This window comes from Labedella gwakjiensis (assembly GCF_003014675.1).
GTDB classification, from domain to species: Bacteria; Actinomycetota; Actinomycetes; order Actinomycetales; family Microbacteriaceae; genus Labedella; species Labedella gwakjiensis.
Map to the genome: position 1 here is coordinate 486277 of NZ_PYAU01000001.1, position 22749 is coordinate 509025.

At 68.9% G+C, this 22749-nt stretch carries 24 protein-coding genes and 3 tRNA genes; 12 read left to right on the forward strand and 15 right to left on the reverse strand.

The features are described from left to right. Positions 1-12: 12 nt before the first annotated feature. The 12 genes from CLV49_RS02245 to tilS all read right to left on the reverse strand — a co-directional run bounded on the left by CLV49_RS02245 (position 13) and on the right by tilS (position 10672). Positions 13-741: a Rossmann-like and DUF2520 domain-containing protein gene (locus CLV49_RS02245; RefSeq protein ID WP_106562081.1), complete on the reverse strand. Its 729-nt coding sequence runs from the start codon at positions 739-741 to the stop codon at positions 13-15. Next, positions 738-2372, reverse strand: a complete 1635-nt coding sequence (locus CLV49_RS02250; RefSeq protein WP_106562082.1) for a PH domain-containing protein — start codon at positions 2370-2372, stop codon at positions 738-740. Before CLV49_RS02250 ends, CLV49_RS02245 begins: the two co-directional genes overlap by 4 nt. After that, a complete protein-coding gene (locus tag CLV49_RS02255) occupies positions 2369-2947 on the reverse strand; it encodes a PH domain-containing protein (protein ID WP_106562083.1) in 579 nt (192 codons plus the stop codon). The genes CLV49_RS02250 and CLV49_RS02255 overlap by 4 nt, the downstream gene beginning before the upstream one ends. A gap of 226 nt (positions 2948-3173) precedes the next feature. Next, entirely contained in the window at positions 3174-3647 is a 474-nt protein-coding gene (locus tag CLV49_RS02260) for a DUF3180 domain-containing protein (RefSeq protein WP_106562084.1), read from the reverse strand. Next, entirely contained in the window at positions 3644-4174 is a 531-nt protein-coding gene (folK, locus tag CLV49_RS02265; RefSeq protein ID WP_243696762.1) for a 2-amino-4-hydroxy-6-hydroxymethyldihydropteridine diphosphokinase, read from the reverse strand. Before folK ends, CLV49_RS02260 begins: the two co-directional genes overlap by 4 nt. Next, positions 4171-4551: a dihydroneopterin aldolase gene (gene folB, locus CLV49_RS02270; protein WP_106562085.1), complete on the reverse strand. Its 381-nt coding sequence runs from the start codon at positions 4549-4551 to the stop codon at positions 4171-4173. The genes folK and folB overlap by 4 nt, the downstream gene beginning before the upstream one ends. A 1-nt stretch (position 4552) precedes the next feature. Then, the gene (gene folP, locus CLV49_RS02275) at positions 4553-5395 is read right to left on the reverse strand and encodes a dihydropteroate synthase (RefSeq protein WP_208019896.1); all 843 of its coding nucleotides are present in this window, start codon (positions 5393-5395) and stop codon (positions 4553-4555) included. Next, positions 5392-5994 (reverse strand): GTP cyclohydrolase I FolE, encoded by a 603-nt coding sequence (gene folE, locus CLV49_RS02280; RefSeq protein WP_106562086.1) that lies wholly within the window; start codon positions 5992-5994, stop codon positions 5392-5394. The genes folP and folE overlap by 4 nt, the downstream gene beginning before the upstream one ends. Before the next feature lie 4 nt (positions 5995-5998). Next, entirely contained in the window at positions 5999-8005 is a 2007-nt protein-coding gene (gene ftsH, locus CLV49_RS02285; protein ID WP_106562087.1) for an ATP-dependent zinc metalloprotease FtsH, read from the reverse strand. Between the two features lie 146 nt (positions 8006-8151). Continuing rightward, the gene (gene hpt / locus CLV49_RS02290) at positions 8152-8703 is read right to left on the reverse strand and encodes a hypoxanthine phosphoribosyltransferase (RefSeq protein WP_106562088.1); all 552 of its coding nucleotides are present in this window, start codon (positions 8701-8703) and stop codon (positions 8152-8154) included. Positions 8704-8828: 125 nt separating this feature from the next. Then, complete coding sequence (locus CLV49_RS02295) at positions 8829-9623, reverse strand: isocitrate lyase/PEP mutase family protein (RefSeq protein WP_106562089.1); 795 nt, start codon at positions 9621-9623, stop codon at positions 8829-8831. Continuing rightward, positions 9620-10672 (reverse strand): tRNA lysidine(34) synthetase TilS, encoded by a 1053-nt coding sequence (gene tilS / locus CLV49_RS02300; RefSeq protein ID WP_424978964.1) that lies wholly within the window; start codon positions 10670-10672, stop codon positions 9620-9622. Before tilS ends, CLV49_RS02295 begins: the two co-directional genes overlap by 4 nt. Positions 10673-10835: 163 nt before the next feature. Here tilS and ppa point away from each other — a divergent pair, with 163 nt between their 5' ends. Then, the gene (gene ppa / locus CLV49_RS02305) at positions 10836-11330 is read left to right on the forward strand and encodes an inorganic diphosphatase (protein WP_106562091.1); all 495 of its coding nucleotides are present in this window, start codon (positions 10836-10838) and stop codon (positions 11328-11330) included. Positions 11331-11402: 72 nt separating this feature from the next. On the opposite strand, the gene CLV49_RS02310 is transcribed toward ppa, so the two are convergent. Then, the gene (locus CLV49_RS02310; protein ID WP_106562092.1) at positions 11403-12764 is read right to left on the reverse strand and encodes a M23 family metallopeptidase; all 1362 of its coding nucleotides are present in this window, start codon (positions 12762-12764) and stop codon (positions 11403-11405) included. 268 nt (positions 12765-13032) lie between these two features. Between CLV49_RS02310 and CLV49_RS02315 the strand changes: the two genes are divergently transcribed. From CLV49_RS02315 to CLV49_RS02325, 3 genes are all read left to right on the forward strand, one after another. Beyond that, positions 13033-13105, forward strand: a tRNA-Glu gene (locus tag CLV49_RS02315). Between the two features lie 85 nt (positions 13106-13190). Next, positions 13191-13267 (forward strand) — tRNA-Asp (locus CLV49_RS02320). Between the two features lie 113 nt (positions 13268-13380). Next, positions 13381-13453: transfer RNA gene (locus CLV49_RS02325), tRNA-Phe, on the forward strand. A gap of 361 nt (positions 13454-13814) precedes the next feature. Here the strand turns inward: CLV49_RS02325 and CLV49_RS02330 are convergent. Next, positions 13815-14129, reverse strand: a complete 315-nt coding sequence (locus tag CLV49_RS02330; RefSeq protein ID WP_106562093.1) for a hypothetical protein — start codon at positions 14127-14129, stop codon at positions 13815-13817. Positions 14130-14252: 123 nt separating this feature from the next. Between CLV49_RS02330 and CLV49_RS02335 the strand changes: the two genes are divergently transcribed. Together CLV49_RS02335 and CLV49_RS02340 are read left to right on the forward strand one after the other, a co-directional pair. Further along, positions 14253-14450 (forward strand): multidrug transporter, encoded by a 198-nt coding sequence (locus CLV49_RS02335; protein WP_106562094.1) that lies wholly within the window; start codon positions 14253-14255, stop codon positions 14448-14450. Continuing rightward, complete coding sequence (locus CLV49_RS02340) at positions 14447-15019, forward strand: HhH-GPD-type base excision DNA repair protein (protein WP_106562095.1); 573 nt, start codon at positions 14447-14449, stop codon at positions 15017-15019. The genes CLV49_RS02335 and CLV49_RS02340 overlap by 4 nt, the downstream gene beginning before the upstream one ends. Positions 15020-15089: 70 nt before the next feature. On the opposite strand, the gene CLV49_RS02345 is transcribed toward CLV49_RS02340, so the two are convergent. Beyond that, positions 15090-15287 (reverse strand): hypothetical protein, encoded by a 198-nt coding sequence (locus CLV49_RS02345; protein WP_106562096.1) that lies wholly within the window; start codon positions 15285-15287, stop codon positions 15090-15092. 167 nt (positions 15288-15454) lie between these two features. On the opposite strand from CLV49_RS02345, the gene CLV49_RS18250 reads away from it, so the two are divergent. The 6 genes from CLV49_RS18250 (at position 15455) to CLV49_RS02370 (ending at position 22683) form a co-directional block, all read left to right on the forward strand. After that, a complete protein-coding gene (locus tag CLV49_RS18250) occupies positions 15455-15610 on the forward strand; it encodes a hypothetical protein (protein ID WP_158261882.1) in 156 nt (51 codons plus the stop codon). Positions 15611-15777: 167 nt separating this feature from the next. After that, positions 15778-16878: a fatty acid desaturase family protein gene (locus CLV49_RS02350; protein ID WP_106562097.1), complete on the forward strand. Its 1101-nt coding sequence runs from the start codon at positions 15778-15780 to the stop codon at positions 16876-16878. 453 nt (positions 16879-17331) lie between these two features. Then, complete coding sequence (locus CLV49_RS02355; RefSeq protein ID WP_106562098.1) at positions 17332-17535, forward strand: cold-shock protein; 204 nt, start codon at positions 17332-17334, stop codon at positions 17533-17535. A 162-nt stretch (positions 17536-17697) separates the two neighbouring features. After that, on the forward strand, positions 17698-18297 hold the full coding sequence (locus CLV49_RS02360; RefSeq protein WP_106562099.1) for a DUF4126 domain-containing protein: 600 nt from the start codon (positions 17698-17700) through the stop codon (positions 18295-18297). Positions 18298-18385: 88 nt separating this feature from the next. After that, the gene (locus CLV49_RS02365; protein ID WP_106562100.1) at positions 18386-19537 is read left to right on the forward strand and encodes an exonuclease SbcCD subunit D; all 1152 of its coding nucleotides are present in this window, start codon (positions 18386-18388) and stop codon (positions 19535-19537) included. Next, the gene (locus CLV49_RS02370; protein WP_106562101.1) at positions 19534-22683 is read left to right on the forward strand and encodes an AAA family ATPase; all 3150 of its coding nucleotides are present in this window, start codon (positions 19534-19536) and stop codon (positions 22681-22683) included. The genes CLV49_RS02365 and CLV49_RS02370 overlap by 4 nt, the downstream gene beginning before the upstream one ends. The last annotated feature ends 66 nt before the right edge of the window (positions 22684-22749 follow it).

The following is a 22749-nucleotide window of genomic DNA, read 5'->3' on the forward strand; positions in this document are numbered from 1 at the left end:
CGGGAGGTTCCGTCAGTCGAACGGACCGGCCCCGTCGATCTCCGGGGCGATCGATGCGGAACCGGGCGAGGCGAGCGCGTTGTCGACCGCACTCCGCACGAGGGACGACAGGTACGCGCCGGGGTTGTCCACGCCGATGGTCGCGAGGATCGCGCTCGACTGCGCGACGATCGACCGGGAGAACTCCGTCGCCGTGGCGATCGCCTCGGCGTAGGCAGGACGGTCGTCCTCGGCCACAACCACGGGCTCCGCCCCCATCTCCATGACGAGCGCCTGTGCGATCGGGAGGACGGGTGACGGAGCGGTCACGGCGAAGTAGCTCTCGCGCAGCCTCGCGAGATCGAGGGACGTGCCCGTGAATGCGATGGCGGGGTGCAGGGCGAGGGGGATTGCCCCGGCGAGCTGGGCCGGTCGCAGCACATCGGTGCCGAACCGAGCGGAGGTGTGAGCCACGAGCTGGCCGGGCTGCCAGACACCGGCCGCTGCGAGCCCGGCCACGAGCGGCGCGATCTCCTCGTCGGGGATCGCGATGATCACGAGTTCCGAGCGCTCCACGAGCTCCGGGATCGTCAGGATCGGGGCGCCGGGGAGGATCGTCTCCGCGCGTTCCCTGCTGTCCTCCGAGACCGCCGAGACTCCGACCACCGCGTGTCCGGCGCCGGCGAGCGCGGCGCCGAGAACCGGCCCGACGCGCCCGGCACCGAGCACGCCGACGCCGAGTCGTCCCGCACGCGCGTTCATCGTGTCTCCGATGCCCAGCGGTGGCTGTGGTCGTGCGCCGCCGCATCCACGGCCGCCGCCGAGGCGCGCTCGAAGAGCAACGCGGCCTCGTCCTTCGCGATGGTCGGGAGCACCGCCGACACGGGACCGATCACGGTGTGCACGCGAGCGGACGACAGGCGGAGCAGGCGCTCCACCGGTCCCTGCGAGATCTGCACGCTCTGGATGCGGGCGAGAGGAAGGATCACGAGTTTCCTCCAGAAGACACCGGTTCGGAAGACGAGGAGACTGGGGCGCAGCGCGTATCCCGTCCGGCGCCACGCGATCGGATCGAGGATGCGCGCGCGCTTCGGCGCGAGAACGAATCCGCTCTCGCCCGGTCGCATCATCGCGGACTCGACCTGCTCATACGTCGAGTCCACGTCAGCGCCGTCGAGCATGAGCTGGACCACGGCTGTGGCGTCGCGCAGGGTCCCGACGGGGAGGATCGTGGTGTTGCCCTTCCCTCCCGCCGCGGCTTCGGCGGACAGACCGGCCTTGTTGATCTTCACCTGCCACCATCCGAAGGGTCGCCACAGCAGCGGCTGCGAGATCTGCACGGCGTGGACGCGTCCGGGTGGCAGCGTGTCGTTGCTGGTGGACAGCAGCCCGAAGCCGATCCGCACACCGCTCGGCGTGCCGGCGATCGAGTAGCGCAGCGACTTCGTGATGGCGGACCAGTAGTAGCTCACGATGCCGAGCAGAGCAGGGATGAGCGTGAAGATGACCCAGGTGTTCCCGTTCGAGATCATCACGATGCCGAACACGATCAGGGCGATCACGAACACCGTGCCCTCGTTCACCACGGTCGAGGCCACCAACCGGCCCACGGGGATGCGCACGATGGATTCGGGCGGAGCCTGGTCGTCCGGCAGCTCAGGCGACAGGAAGTCGTTGGCCGTCTCGACGACGTGTCGGGTGATCATTCCGTCGCCCGCCGCCACCGTTCCGGCGGGACCGGCGCCGGCGAGCGGCGCCTCCCCCTCGGCCAGTCGCGCGCCCGAGGCGAGCGTGAGAACGTCGCGGCGAAGCTTCTCGGCCGGCGTCGTCGACAGGTACTCGAGCTTCACGTCGGCGGACTGACCGGCCACGTTCACGTCGAGGCGGGCCGCGCCGAACAGGCGAGGGAGAAACGGCTTCGAGAGCCCGACGCCCTGGACCCGGTCGAGTTTCGCCTTGCGATGCGTGCGGAAGAGGATGCCGCTGCGCACCTCGACGGCCTCGTCCGTCACGCGGAAGCTGTGCATGCGCCACGAGAGGAAGAACGCCCCGATGACGAGAAGGAGGAAGACGAGCAGCCCGAGGAGCACCCACCCGACGTAGCCGTGGTTGAGCGTGTAGGTGATCGGGTCGTAGTCCTCACCGTCGTAGCGGTAGTCCCCGGCGAACTGCGGCAGGAACATCTCCACGAGACGCTCGCGCAGGTTCGCGATGACGATGCCGAGGATCGCGATGAAGGCGATCCCGCCGCGCAGCAGCGGGGTCGCGGGATGGAGCCGGTGCCACTCGCCGTCGGCGAGGGTGCCGCCCGCGAGAACCCTCTCGCGCGCGATCCGCCCAGCCTCGGGGATCGGCTGATCGGGTGCTGGCTGCGGCGCTCCGGCGTCGCTCATAGGCCCGTCCGCCGACTCTCGGCGACCGAGACGAGGTGGTCGCGCAGACCCTCGGCCTCCTCGAGGGGAAGTCCGGGGATCGTGACGCCGGCCGCGGGTGACGCGGTGACGAACTTGAGCTCGGCGAGTCCGAAGGCGCGGGCGAGCGGTCCCCTGTTGATGTCCACGAGCTGCATCCGGCCGTACGGCACGGCGACGAAGCGCTGCCACATGATGCCGCGTCGGAACAGCAGGTCGTCCTCCCTCAGCAGGTACCCGATCGATCGGATGCGGCGAGGGACGAACGCCGCCGTGATGAGTGTGACGAGGACGATGGCGCCGCCGACGATGAGCGGCCACGGCTGCTCGATGAACGACCAGAGCACGACGGCGAGCACGGCCACGATCACCACCGCGACGCCCTCACCGATGAGGTCGATGGTGATCGCGCGGGGGGACACTCGCCGCCACTCACCCGTGATCTCGAGGCGGCCAGGCTTCTCCTCAGCGGGCTCCGGGGCCGCGACGGGAGTGGCGAGCGCCCCGGCGAGCGTATCGGGGTGATCCGGGTTCGTGACGTCAGGATCCGCAGACATATACGCCCGCGCGTCCAACGCCGCGGGGTTCGAGTGGTCAGCTGGCTGGGGCTCCCCCGCATCCAACGCCGCGGGGTTCGAGTGGGCCGCGGGGTTCGAGAGGTCAGCTGGCTTGGGCTCCCCCGCATCCAACGCCGCGGGGTTCGGGTGGTCAGCTGGCTTGGGCTCCCCCGCATCCAACGCCGCGGGGTTCGAGTGGGCCGCAGGGTCCGCGGGGTTCGAGTGGTCAGCTGGCTGGGGCTCCGGCGGGGGGTTCGTCATCGTCATCTTTCGGCAGCGTGCACAGGCGTTCGGCGACGAGCCCCGCGACAGTGAGGACCACGGCCCCCACTGTGGCCGCGACGGCCAGCCATAACGATGCTATCCCGGGCAGTGTCGAGCGGGAGAGGAGGAAGGCGAGGATGCCGAGACCGAAGCCCGAGAGGAGCGCACCGGCGAGGCTCGACGCCTTCGCGAGGGAGACGACACGCGTCGCCTGGAACGGGTCGATGGACCGATCCGACCGACCACGCACCCGTCGGTGGATGGGCACGGCGAACCCCACGACGATCGCGCCGACCACCACGAGGGTCAGCGAGAACGAGAGCGGCGGCACGATCGTGGCGGCGCCGCGCGACGCCGTCCACAGGTCGAGGAGGAAGCCGACGATGAAGCCGCCGAGGGCGAGGAAGAAAAGCGGGCCGGGAGTGGTCCGGGTCATTCGGACGCTCCCCGCAGAGTCGCGAGCAGCTCGTCGACGCGACCGCGGCCGGTGAGGACGGCCGACGGCTCCACCTCGAGCCACGGCGCGAGCACGAAGTCGCGTTCGCCCGCTCGAGGGTGCGGGAGCGTGAGCCGCTCGTCGTTCACGCGGCGACCCCCCACCTCGATGAGGTCGATGTCGATGGTCCGGTCGCCCCATCGTTCCGCCCGGGTGCGTCCCAGCTCGTCCTCGATCGCCGCCGTGGCGGCGAGGAGACGGTGCGGTTCGAGGTACGTGTGCCCCACGAGCACGCCGTTGAGGTACGGGGGCGCCGACTCGTCCGGCCCGCTCGTGCGCACGGCGACCGATTCGATGAACGTCGACACGGCGCGCACGAAGACGCCGGGGATGGCGGCGATCCGCTCGGCCGCCTCGGTCAGAATCGCACGCCTGTCGCCCAGGTTGCTGCCGAGGGCGATCACGAGGCGCTCCGGTCCGCCGCGGCGGATCGGATCGTGCACGATCGGTCCGGCGATCGGCGTCACGATCCGCTCTCCCGTGCGCGCGTGATCCGCACCACCACATCGGCGAATTCCGCGTCGATGGGCGCGTCGGGCTTGTGCACGGCCACGTCCACTCGGAGGACCGCCGCCCACTCCAGAGCGACGGACGCGACGCGCTCGGCGACCGTCTCGATGAGGTCGACGGGGTCCGTGGTCACGGCGGCGACGACGCGTTCCGCGAGCTCGCCGTAGTGCACAGTGCTCGCGAGGTCGTCTCCCGCTGCTGCGGGATGGGCGTCGAGATGCACGGTCACGTCGATGATGAACGTCTGGCCGTTCTCGCGCTCGAAGTCGAACACGCCGTGGTGGGCGTGGACGCGCAGTCCGACGAGGCTGATCGTGTCGAGGGGTGTGGTCACGTCACAACTCTGTCATGAGGGTCGGTTCGGAGCGGTGTGCGGACAGGGCTGCAGCGGTGTCGAGCGCGAGACGGCTCGCCGCCACGTCGTGGACGCGGACGGCCCAGACGTCGTCGGCGAGCAGCGCGCTCAGCACGGCCGTCGGGAGGTCGCGATCCTCCACGGAACCCGCCGCGCCCACGAGCTCGCCCAGGAACCGCTTCCGGGACGCGCCGACCATCACGGGGAAGCCGAGCCCGGCCAGGGCGTCGAGATGCGCGAGCAGCGCCCAGTTGTGCGCGCCGCGCTTGGCGAAGCCGAGCCCAGGGTCGATGACGATCCGTTCCGGAGCCACCCCGGCGGCGACCGCCGCTCTCGCCTGACCACCCAGCTCGCGGACCACCTCGAGCACGACGTCGTCATAGTGCGCACGGTCCTCCATCACCGTGCTGTGGCCCCGCCAGTGGCTGATGACGTAGGAGGCCGTGAGCTCGGCGACCGTCGCGTTCATGTCGGGGTCGGCGAGCCCACCGGACACGTCGTTGACGATCGTCGCACCGGCACCGACGGCGGCCCGAGCGGTCGCCGCATTCATGGTGTCGACGGACACGGTGACACCGTCGGCCGCGAGGGACTCGACCACGGGGAGGATGCGGCGGAGCTCCTCGTCGAGCGCGACCCGCGACGCCCCCGGTCGTGTCGACTCGCCCCCCACGTCCACGATATCGGCGCCGTCCGCCACGAGCGCCCGCCCGTGGGCGATCGCGTCGCCCGTCTCGGCGTAGAGTCCGCCGTCGCTGAACGAGTCGGGCGTCACGTTGAGCACGCCCATGATCCGGGTGCCCCGCGCCGCACCATCGCTCATGATCGGCCCTGGACACCCGCGCCGATGAGCGCGATGACGTCGGAACGGGCCGAGCCGGACCGGAGGTCGCCGCGGCTCGCGACCGTGACCGTCGACGAGGCGGTCTGGCGCGCGCCCCTGGTGGTGACGCACTGGTGACTCGCGTCGAGCACCACGAGGACCCCGCGCGGTGCGAGACCCTCGTCGATCGCTCCGGCGATCTGCTCGGTGAGCCGTTCCTGCACCTGCGGCCTCGATGCGAGCGTGTCGACGACGCGCGGAAGCCGCCCGAGGCCCACGACCGCGTCGCCGGGGATGTAGGCGATGTGGGCGACGCCGACGAACGGCAGGAGGTGGTGCTCGCACACCGAGCGGAAGGCGATGTCGCGCACGATCACCGTCTCCCCCGTGAGCTGGCCGACGGCGTCGGGCGAGCCGGTCGGGATCGTCTCTCGGAGGTGTTCGAGGGGATCGGCCCCGACGCCGCCGAAGAACTCCGCGTAGGCCTCCGCCACACGTTGGGGCGTCGACTCCAGCCCGTCGCGGCCGGGATCCTCCCCGATCGCGAGCAGCAGCTCCGTCACCGCGGACTCGATCCTGCGGCGGTCGACATCCGCCATGGGGCTACGCCGTCGCCGGTCGCGGGTTGATCTGCGGGCTGCGCGCGGGCGTCGACTCCGGCTCCGAGCTGACACCGCCGTCCGTCGCGTCCGGCGAGATGGGGGCCTTCGGACGCGGAACGGCGATCGGCGGTCGATCGCTCACGGGCCGGTCGGCACTCGACAGCCACTGCGGCCTCTCGGGGAGCTTCCGGACGTCCTTGAAGATCTCCGCGAGCTGGTTGTGATCGAGCGTCTCGTGCTCGAGGAGGTCGCCCGCGAGACGATCCAGGATGTCGCGGTTGTCGCTGATCACCTGGAACGCTTCGTTGTGCGCCTGCTCGAGGAGCTCACGGACCTGGCCGTCCACCCGCTGGGCGATCTCCTCCGAGTAGTCGCGCTGGTGACCCATGTCGCGGCCGAGGAAGACCTCGCCGGACGACTGGCCGAGCTTGACGGGCCCGACGTCGGTCGTCATGCCGTACTCGGTCACCATCTTGCGCGCGATGCCCGTCGCCTTCTCGATGTCGTTCGACGCACCCGTGGTGGGGTCGTGGAAGACGAGTTCCTCCGCCACACGGCCGCCCATCGCGTAGGTGAGCTGGTCGAGCAGCTCGTTGCGCGTCACGGAGTAGCGGTCCTCGATCGGGATGACCATCGTGTAGCCGAGGGCGCGCCCACGCGGGAGGATCGTCACCTTCGTGACCGGGTCCGTGTTGCGCATGGCCGCCGCGGCGAGCGCGTGCCCGCCCTCGTGGTAGGCCGTGATGAGCTTCTCGTGGTCGCGCATGATGCGGGTGCGTCGCTGCGGGCCGGCGATCACACGGTCGATGGCCTCGTCGAGCGCACGGTTGTCGATGAGCTGCGCGTTGGAGCGGGCGGTCAGCAGGGCGGCCTCGTTGAGCACGTTCGCAAGATCGGCACCGGTGAAGCCAGGGGTCTTGCGGGCGACCACGTCGAGGTCGACGCTCGGGGCGAGGGGCTTGCCCTTGCCGTGCACCTCGAGCACCTTCTTGCGGCCGACGAGGTCGGGGGCATCGACGCCGATCTGGCGGTCGAAACGACCGGGACGCAGGAGAGCGGGGTCGAGGATGTCCGGACGGTTGGTGGCCGCGATGAGGATGACGTTCGTCTTGGGGTCGAAGCCGTCCATCTCCACGAGGAGCTGGTTGAGCGTCTGCTCGCGCTCGTCGTGGCCGCCTCCCATTCCGGCGCCGCGGTGGCGACCGACGGCATCGATCTCGTCGACGAAGATGATGGCCGGTGAGTTCTCCTTGGCCTGCTGGAAGAGGTCGCGCACACGGCTGGCGCCGACACCCACGAACATCTCGACGAAGTCGGAGCCGGAGATGGAGTAGAAGGGAACGCCGGCCTCACCGGCGACAGCGCGGGCGAGGAGCGTCTTGCCCGTTCCGGGAGGGCCGTACAGGAGCACGCCCTTCGGGATGCGTGCACCGACGGCCTGGAACTTCGCGGGCTCCTTGAGGAAGTCCTTGATCTCCTCGAGTTCCTCGATCGCCTCGTCGCTGCCGGCCACGTCGTCGAACGTCACCTTGGGCGATTCCTTCGACACGAGCTTCGCCTTGGACTTGCCGAACTGCATGACCTTGCCGCCGCCACCCTGCATGCTCGAGAGCATGATCCAGAAGAAGACGCCGATGAGGAGCAGCGGGAGCAGGATCGTGAGCAGCGAGCCCCAGAAGCTCTGCTGCGGGACCTCGTCGTTGAAGCCATCGGACGGATTGGCCGCATCGACAGCATCGACGACGGCCTCGGATCGCGCGTCGAGGAAGTAGAACTGCACCATCGTGCCGTTCTCGCCGTCGGCCTTGTTGAGGGTGAGGTCGACCCGGTTGTCGCCCTGCGTGAGCACGGCCTCCGAGACGGTGTCGCCCTTGAGGAGCTGGAGGCCCTCCTGCGTCGAGATCTCCTTGAAGCCGCCGATGTTGAGCAGGCTCGACCCGATCCAGAACACCAATACGGCGAGCAGGATGTAAGGCAGTGGGCCTTTGAAGATGCGCTTGAAGTCCATAGTGTTGACGGGCAGCTCGGCCCGACACCTTTCTGACAGCCGGTGACACAGGCGCGCTGGCGCCCTCAGGCCTCAAGATTAGCGGCACGGCGCTGGGCGCCGCCTCCATGTTCCCCGTAGGCGGACAGAGAGCCGGCCGTGGCGTGTCAGGAGTAGACGTGCGGGGCGAGGACCGCCACATCGCGCAGGTTGCGGTACCGCTCAGCGAAGTCGAGTCCGTAGCCCACGACGAACTCGTTCGGGATGTCGAAGCCCACGTACTTGCAGTCGATCTCGACCTTGGCGGCGTCGGGCTTGCGGAGGAGCGCACAGACCTCGATGGACGCGGCCCCGCGCGAGGCGAAGTTCTCGAGCAGCCACGAGAGCGTGAGCCCTGAATCGATGATGTCCTCGACGATCAGGACATGACGACCCGTGAGGTCGGAGTCGAGGTCCTTGCGGATCTGGACGACGCCGCTCGACTTCGTGCCGGCCCCGTACGAGCTCACGGCCATCCAGTCCATCTCGACGTGGTTGCGCAGCGAACGCGCCAGGTCGGCCATCACCATGACCGCGCCCTTGAGGACGCCGACGAGAAGGACGTCCTTACCCTCGTAGTCCTCGTCGATCCGAGCGGCGAGCTCACGCAGCTTGTCCTGGATCCGCGTCTCGGTCACGAGGATGTCGGTCAGTTCGTCGCGAATGTCGCTCGATTCCATGCTCTGAGTCTAGGCCGACACCGACACCGGAAAATGCCCGCGAGGTGTCGTATCCGGTTGCGATTCCGACCGGAACAGCAACACATCACGACACCTCGCGGGTGGTGGTCGACGGAGGAGCCGGGTCAGAGACCGAACTCGAAGCCGAGGTCGTCGGGGTAGTCGCCGTGGGCCGTGACCGTCGCGGCGGTGCGCTGCAGGTTCGCGAGAGCCGCACCGAGGGCGAACGGGCCGAAGCTGACACGGCTGACGCCGAGTTCGGCGAGCCGCTTCAGGGGAACGGCTCCGGGGTGGCCGATCACCGAGATCTTGCCGTGGACCTCGGCGAGAGCGCGCTCCACCTTCGCCTCGTCGGAGAGTCCGAGGAAGAAGATGACGTCGGCTCCGGCGTCCAGGTACGCGTTGGCGCGGGCGACGGCGTCGTCCCACTCCCCTCCGCCGGCGAGGGTGTCGACGCGGGCGTTGATGACGATCGGGATGCCGGTCTCCTCGGCTGCCGCTCGGGCCGCGGCCACGCGCGCTGCGGCGGCCTCGATCGGGAACGTGGGGGCCTTCTCCGCTCCGACGCTGTCCTCGATGTTGATGCCGACCGCGCCGGTCTCGATGAGGCGGATCACGTTGGCGCGAACGCCCTCGGGGTCGTCGGCGTACCCCTTCTCGAAGTCGGCGGTGACCGGCAGGTCGACGGCCGCGACGATGCGTCGGATGGAGTCGAGGGCCTCGTCGACCGGCATGCCTTCGCCGTCCTCGTAGCCGCGGGCGTTGGAGATGGAGTGGCTCGCGCTCGCGAGGGCGCGGACGCCCGGCGCTCGCGCCACAGTGGTGGCGCTGATGGCGTCCCACACGTTCGTGAGGATGAGGGGGTCGCCGGGGACGTGGAGGGAACGAAGGAGCTCCGCCTTCTCGATCTGAGTGCTCATTCCAGCAGTGTCGCACCGCTCTCCGCGGCGGCGAAATGGAGCCTCCGCCCGTTGCGGGAGACGCGGATCCCGGGTACGTCGACGGGCCCCTGTCCGTGCCAATCCGTCACCAGAGCCGCGATCGCGAGGGTGTGGGTCCGCGAGAGGGACACGCCGAACTCCCCACGCGCGACCAGGCGGATGATGCGATGGCGGAGCGCCGCGGGGTTGGCGGAGAGCGGGCCGACATCCACAGAGAGCCCGGCCTCCGCCGGCTCGCAGATCTCCTCGATGAACTCCTCGATCATCTCGTCGAACGCCTCGGCGTCCTCTCTCGCCTGCTCCGCCGTGCGGGCGAGGGCCTCGGCGATACCCGGCCCGAGCTCGGCCTCGAGAACGGGCAGCACGCGTGTGCGCACCCGCACGCGGGCGAAGGAGTCGTCGGTGTTGTGGGGGTCCTCCCACGGTTCGACGCCCAGTTCCGCGACCGCGGCCCGCGTCTCGGATCTCCGGACGGAGAGGAAGGGGCGGATGAGTCGCCCCGTCACCTCGGCCATGCCCTTGAGGCTTCCCGAACCCGAACCGCGCGCGAGGCCGAGGAGCACGGTCTCCGCTTGGTCGTCGAGCGTGTGGCCGAGGAGGACGGCCGAGGCGTCCCACCGCTCGGCCGCGTCGTCGAGCGCCTCGTAGCGCGCGGACCGCGCGGCGGCCTCCGGTCCTCCGCCGCCGTCGACGACGACCGACACGACCTCGGCATCGAGACCGAGCGAGCGGACCGCATCCGCCGCCCGCTGCGCGACCTCCGTCGATGCGGGCTGTAGCCCATGATCGACGATCGTGGCGATCGGCCGGATCCCGATCTCGGACGCTGCGTGGGCCGTGGCTGCGGCGAGAGCGAGCGAGTCGGCTCCCCCGCTCACCGCGACGACGACCCTCGGCCTGTCCTCGCCCTCCGCCGGGTCGAGGCGCAGCGACGACAGCGCACGCACGACCTCGCGAGAGAGTCGATGGACGGTCGGAGGGGCGACCGGACGCGGGCCGCGGGACGTCGAAGACGAGGAGTCGGACACGAGGCAACGCTAGTAGACCGCGACGGATGATTTCTACACTGCGTAGAAATCAGTGCACGAGAGGCCCACAACCCCCGAAAGGCCGCTGAAGCGATCCGTTAGTGTGGAGGACGCCGGCGCACGACCGGTTCGAACAGCATCCGAACACAAGGAGAAGCGCCGCATGGCCGCATACGACGTCGTCGTGGAGATCCCCAAGGGCAGCCGCAACAAGTACGAAGTCGATCACGAGACGGGCCGGGTGTACCTCGACCGCGTCCTCTTCACCGCCTTCGTCTACCCCGTCGACTACGGCTACTTCGAGAACACACTCGGTCTCGACGGCGACCCCGTGGACGCCCTCGTGCTCCTCGAGTACCCCGTCTTCCCCGGCGTGGGCGTGAAGGTGCGCCCCGTCGGCGTCCTCAACATGAGCGACGAGGCCGGATCCGACGCGAAGGTCGTCGTGGTCCCCCACAAGGATCCGCGCTGGAACCACATCCAGGACATCACCGACGTCCCCGAGCAGACGCGCAACGAGCTCGAGCACTTCTTCGCCCGCTACAAGGACCTCGAGCCGAACAAGTGGGTCAAGATCGAGGGGTGGGGCAACGCCGCCGAGGCCGAGGAGATCGTCAAGGCCGGCTTCGCGAAGCTGGAGGCCGACGGCTCGCACTGAGTCCCTGCCACCCGTATCGACGAAGGGCGTCGCACTCGTTCGAGTGCGGCGCCCTTCGTCGATGTCAAGGTTCTAGAGCGAGACCCCTCGGTCGCGCATGAAGCTCACCGGGTTGTAGGCGACGCCGTTCACGCGCGTCTCGAAGTGCACGTGCGGCCCCGTCGAGTTGCCCGTACTGCCCATGGCGGCGATGTTCTGACCGGCGGAGACGGTCTGGCCGTAGCGGACGTAGATCCCGCCGGGGTTGATGTGCCCGTATGCCGTGCTGATTCCGCCGCTGTGCGAGATGCGGATGAAGTTGCCGTAGCCGCCGTTCACCCCCGCATAGGTCACCGTTCCAGCGGACGCCGCGTAGATCGGCGTGCCGTAGCCGTTCGCGATGTCGACACCGGGGTGGGTCGTGCTGCCGACGCCTCCCGGGCTCTTGCGCGGTCCGAAGCCGGAACTGATCCAGCCGGAGGCGGGGCGAGCCCAGCCGCCACCGCCCACGGCTCCGCCACCGCCACCGCCGCCACCGCCGCCGCTGCCGCCGCCACCACCGTTGTTGTTGTTCTTGGCGGCCTCTGCTGCGGCCTTCGCCGCAGCGGCAGCCGCGGCAGCCGCGGCAGCCGCCTTGCGCTTGCGCTCCTCTTCGACACCCTTCTTATAGGCGTCGATCGTCTTCGAGGTGGTGTCCTCGAGAGCGGCGAGCTGAGCCTCGAGCTCGACCTTCTTGTCCTGCTGCTCGGCGAGCGCGGCTGCAGCGGCGTCCGCCGCGGCCTGCGCCGCGACCATGGCTTCTTCCGCGAGGCCGCGGAGCCGCTCTCGCTCGTCCCGAGCAGATTGCGCCTGGTCACTGAGTGACTGGGCTGTGTTGCGCGCGTTCACGGCCTGGTCGTAGACCGACCGGTTGTGCTCGAGGAGCTTGCTCATCGTGCCGAGGGCGCCGAGGAGAGCGTCGGGGCTCGCCGAGGCATCGAAGAAGAGGCTGAGCGAGACATCGCTTCCTCCGCTGCGGTAGAGCTGGGCGGCGACCTGACCGGCCTTCGCGATCGATTCGTCGGCCTCGACCTTCTTGTCGTCGGCCTGTGACTGGAGAGAATCGGCGCGCACGGCGGCGTCGTCGAACGCCTGCTGAGCGGTGAAGTACTCCTCGCCCTTCTTCTCGGCCTCTGCCTGCGTCGCCGCGACCTGAGATTCGAGATCGGAGATGAGCTGCTTGATGGAGGTCACCTGGGCCGCCGCGGCCGCCTGGTTCTTCTTCGCCTTCTCGACGTCGTCCCACGACGGATACTTCGCGGCCCACGCCGGCGTGACACCGGCGACGACAGCCGCGGCGGCGAAGACGCCGACCGCCCCGATGGCGAGGACCTGCCGCCTGGACGTGTCGCCGTTCGGAGTGCGGCGAGACCGCCAGCGGAACACGCTGCCGCGCTTCGCCTTACCTTCAGACATCACTCACCTCAACCGGATTCACATCAGTCACATTGACAACATCTTCAACACTAACGATCGGCCCGGAGAAAGCCAGACCCCCGATCGCGTGCCGAATCCGCCGCGTCGGGCACGAATCTAGACCGATCAGGCCACCGACGCCCGCATATCCGCTGGCCGGTCGGAACTCCGGACGCACCCGGCGAGCGGCGTTCCGAGCCCGTTTTGGTATTCCACGCCTCCACCCGTATGCTTGTACGCCGGTAGCCCTTGAGCTTTCGAGCTCGTCGGCCCCATCGTTTAGTGGCCTAGGACACCGCCCTTTCACGGCGGCAGCACGGGTTCGAATCCCGTTGGGGTCACGTGAAAAATCACGGTGACGGTTACCACTACAATTGAAGAGAACGACAGCAAGACCAGAAACACAGCAACACAGCAACACATCATGGCCCTGTAGCGCAGTTGGTTAGCGTGCCGCCCTGTCACGGCGGAGGTCGCGGGTTCAAGTCCCGTCAGGGTCGCCATGGTGAGGGACCCTTCCGAATACGGGAGGGTTTCTTACCAGTGGGACCAGAAACATGATTCACGGAGCGAGCGATCCACGGAACGCTTTCGTTCCGGGCATACGCGTCCCAACGGCTCTGTAGCTCAGTTGGTAGAGCGCACGACTGAAAATCGTGAGGTCACGGGATCGACGCCCGTCGGAGCCACTCGGCCCCTTTCTCAGGCTTCTACTGAGATCGGGGCCGTTTTTCTTTTCCGCGGCCCGCCGAACCAGCTCGAGTGACGACGCAGCCCGCCTCGGCTTGTCCCCCTTTTATCCGACATACGCAGGCTTGCAATCCAATTGCTAGGTGAACTAGCTTTTAGGCAGATGGAACTCCCGTCGCCGTCACGCCGATGTACATCGATGTCGTGGGTGCGTGGCCACCATCATTTCGGGAGATAGAGGGTCGGTGTTCGGGTCACCGACCCTCTATCGCTTTAACGATCGACCTCACGACGGATCGCCGTCACCCCAGTGGCCGGCCTGCAGCCGCCCATCGGCGAGCGGCCTCACCAGGGATCGCGTCAGGCGTCGAAGCCGAGGTCGAAATAGGTGCTCGTGTCGTCGTAGACGACGGCCGGGTCGATCGAACGCACACGTGCCATGGCGGCGACCGGCCGGGCCCGACGCTCGAGATCCGGGGCATCCACCGAGGCGACCGGCGTCGACGGGCCGATCAGCATCGACGCCTGCCTCGTCGAACCGTCCGACTGGATGACGTCGACACTGACGAGTTCAGGATCGTGGGACTCGGCTATGGCGAGAGCATGCTCCATCAGGTCCTCGCCGACGCGATCGTCGACCACGAATGTTTCGGAGCCGTAGACGATGCGTTTCATGGGTTCCACCTTGCTCCTCCGGCCGCTGCCGGACAACCGGTTGCTTCTCGGCCGGACATGAGTGACGCGTGAGGCTCGGCGCCACCCGGTGACGCGGACCCGCGCGACTGTTACCGTCGGCGCATGAGCGAACAGAACCAGGGCGAACCGAGCCACGACGAGAAGCGACACGAACAACTCACCCGCGCAGAGAAGTCGACGGAGGCCGACGCCGCCCCACGCATCGAGGTGACGGAGAAGGACGACGGCGTCACGCGCATCGATGTTTCCGACCAGGCCGCAGTGCGCCCGGGGGAACGTGAGGAGTCCGACGGGTCATGACCGCGCTCCACATCACGGGGAACGACGAGGCCGACCGGCTCCTCACGGACGACCCCCTCGCGCTGCTCATCGGGATGCTCCTCGACCAGCAGATCGCGATGGAGACGGCTTTCGCCGGACCGGCGAAGATCCGCTCCCGCCTGGCCTCGTTCGATGCGGCGACGATCGCCGACGCCGATCCGGAGTCCTTCGTGGAGCTCTTCCGCGAGACTCCGGCGGTGCACCGCTTCCCCGGCTCGATGGCCGCCCGCGTGCAGGAGCTGTGCCGTACAGTCGTCGACGAGTGGGACGGTGATGCGTCCGCCATCTGGACGTCGGGCTCCCCGACGGGCGCGGAAGTGCTGGAGCGCCTGAAGGCGCTCCCGGGTTTCGGGGACCAGAAGGCCCGCATCTTCCTCGCCCTGCTCGGGAAGCAGCGCGGACTCGAGGCGACGGGATGGCGCGAGGCGGCCGGAGCGTACGGCGAGGACGGCTCCTACCGCTCGGTCGCCGACATCGTCGACGCCGATTCCCTCACACGCGTGCGAGAGACGAAGCGCGCCGCGAAGGCGGCTGCCCGGAAGAACTGAGGACGGACCCTCTCCGGATAGCACGACGCCGCCCGGTCTCCCGGGCGGCGTCGTCGTATTGCACGGGCGTTCAGGCCCCGTCTTCGCGGGCCCGGCTCGCCGGCGAGGACGAGACGTCTTCTCCGTACTCCTGGAGGACATCGGCCGGATCGATCACCGTCGACTCCTGCACGGGCTCGTCGTTCTCGCGCAGGTACTCGGCCTCTTCGTCCGCCGTCCCCTCAGACTCGGCCGGGGTGTCGCTCGTGGTTCCGAATGTGTCGCTCATCGCGCACGTCCTTTCTCTCGGGGATTCCCGACGATAGGCGCGAACGGTGGCGGTCGACGCGGCCTTGACGACCTGCCCGGCCGGACATAGCACCGCGGAGGCTCCCACTCGAGCCAGGCCCTGTCAACCACGTCGACGCCTCGACGGGACAGGCATACCGTCGAGGAATGAGCGATTACAGCAGCCCGTCCCCCGAGGACGAGGTACAGGGCACGGAAGACAACGGCAGCGACGACAACGTCAAGGCCGGTTCGGGCACGGACGAGGACACCGTCTCGGGTGGCGAGCCCGAGCAGCCGGAGGAGACGGGAAGCCCCCAATAGGCGAAGAACAGGAGACGGAGGGATGGCCGCTCGGCGGCCGTCCCTCCGTCTTTGCCGTATATACCCCCATCGGTGAACGCATCCCCGTAGCCTGAAAACATCTGGAGCATCAGGGCTCACTCCGCGGCTGGGAAGTCGACCGACCAGCAGGAGAACCTTTCCCCTTTATGGATAATGCGATCACCACCGCCGGCGCGATTCGGCGCACCAAGCCCCGTACGAGCGCCCCCGGCGACACGACCCGCAGCTTCGCAGCCGTGTCGCGAGTGGTCAAGGAGACGAACCTCCTCGAGCGCACTCGCCTCTTCTACATCCTTCTCTTCTCCGTCCTCATGGTCGCCCTCGGTGGAGCGATCGCCGGCTTCTTCCTGCTCGGGGACTCGTGGTTCCAGCTGCTCATCGCAGCGGCTCTCGGCCTGATCTTCACGCAGTTCGCCTTCCTCGCCCACGAGGCCTCGCACCGTCAGGTGTTCGTCTCAGGGCGCGCCAACGACCGTGCCGGACGCTTCATCGCCACGGCCATCGTCGGCATCAGCTACGCCTGGTGGATGAACAAGCACTCCCGCCACCACGCCAACCCCAACAAGGTGGGCAAGGACCCGGACATCGACGTCGACACGATCTCGTTCCAGGAGGCGGACGCGGCAAAGGCGAAGGGCGTGCTGGCGCTCATCACGCGCAAGCAGGGCTACCTCTTCTTCCCGCTCCTGACCCTCGAGGGCATCAACCTCCACATCCTCGGTCTCCGGGCGCTCATCACCCGCGAGCCCGTCAAGGGTCGCTGGATCGAGCTCTCCGCGATCGCCGTACGCTTCGCCGTCTACGTCGGTGCGATCTTCTGGTTCCTGCCCCTCGGTATGGCTTTCGCCTTCATCGGCGTGCAGCTCGCCGTGTTCGGCGTCTACATGGGAGCGTCCTTCGCCCCGAACCACAAGGGAATGCCGCTCGTCGGCCCGGAGGAGAAGCTCGACTTCTTCGCCAAGCAGGTCCGCACCTCACGCAACATCAGCGGCGGCGTCTGGGCGAGCGCCTTCATGGGTGGGCTCAACTACCAGATCGAGCACCACCTGTTCCCGAACATGCCTCGACCGCACCTCGCGAAGGCCCGTGAGATCGTCCGCGAACACTGCGCGACCCTCGGAGTCCCATATACGGAGACGACGCTCATCCAGTCGTACGGAATCGTGATCGCCTACCTGAACCGCGTGGGCCTGTCCGCACGCGACCCGTTCGATTGCCCGATGGTGAACAAGTTCCGGCGCGCCTGACGACCGATCACGCAACCGAGATCCACGCCGATCTCCTCCGCCCCGTGCACGCCTCTCCCCGAGGTTTGCACGGGGCGGTTCCGTTGTGGGCCAGGGTGCGCTAGACTTGCCCCGTTATCGTTTGCCTCGTGGGTCCGTGTTTTCGTGCATCATTCCGGATCAAACCCACTAGCAGGCCCGTTTGTACGGGACCCTCGTCTGCACAAGAGGGAATCCCAGGAGAGTTCGCGACACATCAAAACTGCAGCACCCTCCCGAATTACCTCTGTCCCGCTTCACCCCGTTGAAGCGGCGTATCCGGTCGCGACCATCTCTGGTCTGCGCGGGCGCCGCCGGGTGACAGCACCTCTATCTCTCCCCGGAGCCGATCTCCGTCGGAGCGGGCTTGGTGAAACCGCCTCGCCCTTTCGTCCCGCAAGCCGGGTCGGCAACACCACAAAGTAAGGAATGATCATGGCTACTGGAACTGTTAAGTGGTTCAACGCGGAAAAGGGCTTCGGCTTCATCTCCCCCGACGACGGCTCTGCTGACGTCTTCGCTCACTTCTCCGCCATCGAGTCGACGGGCTACCGTTCGCTCGAGGAGAACCAGCGCGTCGAGTTCGAGACCGCCCGCGGCCCCAAGGGCCTGCAGGCCGAGAAGATCCACGCGATCTGAGTCTGTTTTCCCGGGAACGCCGGGTCGGTCGAGTCGCTCATGCGACTCGCCGGCCCGGCGTTCTTCTTTTCCACCCCCTGACCCGCCTGAGCAGCCGGACGTAGACTTCGAGGACGGAATCGGCGCCGCGACGGCGCGAACGGACGACCGGAGGGAGCACCGATGCTCGAAGCGCTCACGGGGCTCGGCCTCGCGTCGGCCGCCGGTCTGAACGCCTACATCCCGATGCTCGCGATGGGGCTGCTCTCGCGGTTCACGGACCTCCTTTCGGTGCCGCCCGGCTGGGCCTGGCTCGAGAACGAATGGGTCATGGTGATCCTCGGCGTCCTGCTCGTCATCGACATGGTGGCGGACAAGATCCCGGCCGTCGACAGTGTGAACGACATCATCCAGACGGTCGTGCGACCCGCATCCGGCGGCATCGTCTTCGGGTCGGGCTCCGCGTCGGAGACGGTCGCCGTGACGGATCCCGAGTCGTTCGTGTCGAGCGGGCAATGGGTGCCGATCGTCACAGGAATCGTCATCGCCCTGCTCGTCCACCTGGCGAAGGCGGCCATCCGCCCGATCGCCAACGCCGCGACCTTCGGGCTCGCGGCGCCGGTGCTCAGCACCGTCGAAGACGGCGCGAGCATCGTGCTCGTGGTCCTCGCCATCGTCGTGCCCGTGCTCGTCGTGCTCGCACTCGCCGGCCTCATCGTGCTCGCGATCGTGTTCGTGCGGCGACGGAGGCGCGCGTCCGCGACGTCTCCGCGACCCGCCTGAGGTCCCGTATCACCGCCGATCGAGTCGATCCCGGCGCGGCCTGCCCGCCAGCGGCGAGAGTGTCGGTGGCGCTCGTTATCGTTGTCGCATGAGGATCCTCCACACCTCCGATTGGCACATCGGACGCACCTTCCACGGGCACAGCACCGTGGGCGCGCTGGAGACCGTCCTGTCCGCTGTCGTCGGGCTCGTGAGGGAGAGGTCCATCGACCTCGTGATCGTCGCAGGAGACGTCTTCGACTCCACGATGCCCGCTGCCGAGCACTACGGCGTCCTGGGGCGCACGCTCTCGTCGCTGCGCGATGCGGGAGCGGCCGTCGTCGTCACGAGCGGCAACCACGACTCGGCCGCACGCCTCGGCTATCAGGCCGAATTCGCGCAACTCGCCGGCATCCACGTCCTCACTCGTCCGGAGCGGCATGATGTGCCGGTCGAGCTCCAGGACGAGCACGGGCCCGTCAACCTCTACGGCATCCCGTACCTCGAGCCGTCCCTCGTCCGCCATCTGTACCCTGAGGCCACTCTTCGACGACATTCCGACGTGCTCGCGTTCGCGATGGATCGGATCCGGGCCGACGCCGCCGAACGAGGCGGACGGTCCGTCGTCGTCTCGCACTGCTTCGCCACCGGCGCGGCCGGGAGCGACGTGGAACGCGACATCACGGCCGGCGGCCTCGACTACGTGCCGCTCGCCACGTTCGACGGGCCGGATTACGTCGCCCTCGGACACATCCACGGTCGCGCCACGCTGTCCGAGCGGGTGCGCTACTCCGGCGCGCCTCTTCACTACTCGTTCAGCGAGGCCGACAAGCCGCGAGGCGCATGGCTCGTCGACCTCGGGGCCGAGGGCCTCGAGACCGTCGAGTGGGTCGCACTCCCCGTCCCCCGTCCGCTCGCACGGCTCACAGGCACACTCGACGAGCTCATCACCTCGCCCGAATACGCCGAGTACGCCGACCACTGGATCGCCGCGACGATCACGGACGACACGCGTCCGCTCGACGCCATGCCGAAACTGCAGCGCCGCTTCCCCTGGTGCGCTCAGCTCGAGCATCGACCGCATACGGTGCACGACGACGGACACGCGAGTTACGCGTCGCGCATCGAGGAGAAGAGCGACGTCGAGATCGTGGCAGGGTTCCTCGAGCACGTGCGCAACGGACGCGGGCCGAGCGAGGCTGAGGCCGGTCTCGTCGACGACGCGTTCTCGGCGCTGCGCGCCGCCGAGGCGACCCGATGAGGATCACGCGCCTGAGCTTCGCGGGCTTCGGTCCGTATCGCGATGAGCAGAGCATCGACTTCCGGGCCTTCGAGGACGACGGCATCTATCTCATCGGCGGTCGGACCGGCGCCGGTAAATCGACGATCCTCGACGCCATCTGCTTCGCGCTCTACGCCTCGGTGCCTCGCTTCGAGAAGGGCGAGGCTCGACTGCGCAGCGATCACAGCGCACCGTCGGATCCCACATGGGTCGAGCTCGAGTTCTCGGCGGGCGGCCGCGAGTATCGTGTGCGCCGCTCCCCCACCTTCGAGCGGGCGAAGGCCCGAGGAGAGGGCACGACGACCGCCGCGCCGACGGCCGAGCTGGCGGTCTTCGAGGACGGGCAGTGGCTGGGTCTGGCCGCTCGCCCCAAGGACGTGGGGATCGAGCTCGAGGGCATCGTGCAGCTCACGAGGGATCAGTTCCTCCAGGTGATCCTGCTCGCGCAGAACCGGTTCCAGCGTTTCCTCGCTGCCGGGCACGACGAGCGGCAGGACCTCTTGCGCTCCCTCTTCGCCACAGAGCGCTTCTCGTCGTTCGAGGGCTATCTCGTCGAGCGTCGGAAGGCTGTGGAGGGCGAGCTCGGCTCGGAGCTCGCCGCCGTGGAGCGTCTTGCAGACAGGGCGCGCGCGCTCGTGTCGACCCTCGCCGAGTCCGGCCTGACGCACGACGCGGGATCCGAGTCGTATGCGGAGTCCGAGTCGACGTCCGGGTCCGAGTCGAGGTCGGATGACGGAATCCCCGCCGCCGTCACGCCCGGCGACGCGGACTCGGACGCCGTCCCGGACGCGGATACGACGGCTGACGCCGACACCGACGACGTGTGGTTCTCGGCCGTCGCACACGCGGCGGGTCCCGCCCGACGCGAGGCGGACCGTCGTGCCGCCGAGGCCGACGATGCCCTCGCAGAGGCTGACGCCGCCGACCGGCGGGCCCAGGAGCTCGCGGCTCGCGTCCGCCGTCGCGACGCGGCGATCGCTGAACGCGACCGGCTCGCGGAGCGTGCGGAGGCGGACGCGGAGGATCGCCTCGAGCTGGCCGCCGCGCGGGCGGCTGCGCCCCTGTGGCCCCTCGTCGAGACGATGGACGCAGCCGGCTCCCGGGAGGCACGCGCGCGGACCGCGTTCGAGCGCGCCCGCACCGTGTTCTCCGAGGTGTCGATCGGTGCGGACCCCGATCCCGCCGGGACGGTGGATGCACTCACCCGGGAACTCGGGAGTCTCGCGGACGCCCTCGTCGAGGAGCGGTCCATCCCCGGGCTCGACGCGGAGGCGGATCGGGCTCGCGACCGCTTGGCGTCTGCCCGACGGGCGGCGGACGAGGCGGCCGAACGGCGCGACGCTCTTCCCGCGGAGCTCGAGAGCGCCCGCTCGGCCGTAGCCGCCGCACGGGCGATCGCCCACGGTCTCGACGCCGCCACGGCGGCCGTCGAGGGTCTGAAGCTGCAGGTGACGGCGGCTCACGACGTGCTGTCGAGAGAGAAGGAGCTCCGGTCCGCTCGAGAGAGGGAGATCGCGACGCTCGCCACGGCCGCCGACGCCACCGCCCGTCTCCAGCATCTCCTCACGCGACGTCTCGCAGGATTCGCCGGTGAACTCGCTGAGGATCTCACGGACGGGGAGCCGTGCGCGGTGTGCGGGTCGACCTCCCACCCCGCGCCCGCTCCCGCAAGCGCGGACGCCGTACGCGACGAGGATCTCGACACCGCGCGTTCAGCCCTCGAGGACGCGAACACCGCGGTGTCCCGCGCCACGCGTGCCGTGCGAGAGGCTGACGCCGCACACACGCAAGCGCTCGTCGCATCCGGAGGCGTCCCCGTCGAGGAACTCGACGCGCGACTGGCCGCGGCCGAGACGCATCGGGACGAGTGCGCGAGCGCGAGTGCGCGCCTGCCCGCTCTCGACGCCGCCGTGGCCGGTCTGATCGATCAGACGGCGAACGCCGATACGGCTCTGGCCGATCGGATCGCGGATCGCGACGCCGCCGCGGAGGCCGCGACCGCCGCGACCATCCGCCTCGACGCCGCGCGGTCCCGAGTGTCCACGGCACGGGGCGACCACTCCTCCGTCGCCGATCGTGTCGCGCGCGTCACCGGTGTCCGCGACGCGGCCGCCGCCCTTGTCGATGCGCGAGCCGCCCTCGAGGAGCGGACGCGAGAGCTCGAGGCGGCCAGGGCGGCTGTCGCGGCTGCGCTCGCCGAACACTCAGGCGGCGACGGGTCCTCCCCGCCGTTCCCCGACGCCGACGCTGTGAGGGACGCCCGTCGGAGCGACAGCGCGATCCGTTCCCTCGAGGTACGCGTCCAGACAGCGGCCGAGGAGCGCGCAGCCAACGTCGCGGCGCTCTCCGACCCCGACATCGCCGAGCTCGGTGCGGCCGTGCCCGACACGGCGGCGACCGCAGACGCCCTCCGCACAGCGCGAGCGGCGCGCGACGCCGCCATCGCACGGGCCACCGTCATCGCAGGGATCGAACGCGAGCTCGAGCAGATCCGCATCGACGCACTGTCCGCGCTCTCCGCGGTGCGCGCACGGCGCGACGAGGTCGAGGCCATCCGCGGGCTCGCCGACACGGTCGAAGGCAAGGCCCCCAACACGCGCCGGATGGACCTCGAGACCTTCGTCCTCGCGGCCCAGCTCGAGCAGATCATCGCCGCGGCGAACCGCCGTTTCGCGGTCATGACGAGCGGCCGCTTCGCCCTGGAGCACGACGACGCCATCGCCTACCGGAACACGGCCTCTGGGCTCGGGCTGTCCATCCGAGACGAGTACACGGGGCGGTCACGACCCACGGCATCCCTCTCCGGCGGAGAGACGTTCCTCGCGGCACTCGCCCTCGCGCTCGGCCTCGCAGAGGTCGTCACGGAGCGAGCGGGCGGGATCACCCTGGAGACGCTGTTCATCGATGAAGGCTTCGGCTCGCTCGACGGCGAGACGCTCGAGATCGCGATGTCGACGCTCGACGAGCTCCGCGCCGGCGGACGCACCGTCGGCCTCATCAGTCACGTCGACGCGATGAAGGAGCGGATCGCCGCCCGCCTCACCGTGGAGGTCGACGAGACGGGTGCGAGCCACGTGCGGCAACGAGTCGTCGTGCCTTCTGATGCTGCGACGGCCATCCCGTAGCGCTCCTCATGAAACGACGGGGACCCGGCGCGATCGGCGCCGGGTCCCCGTCGTTTCGAGATCACG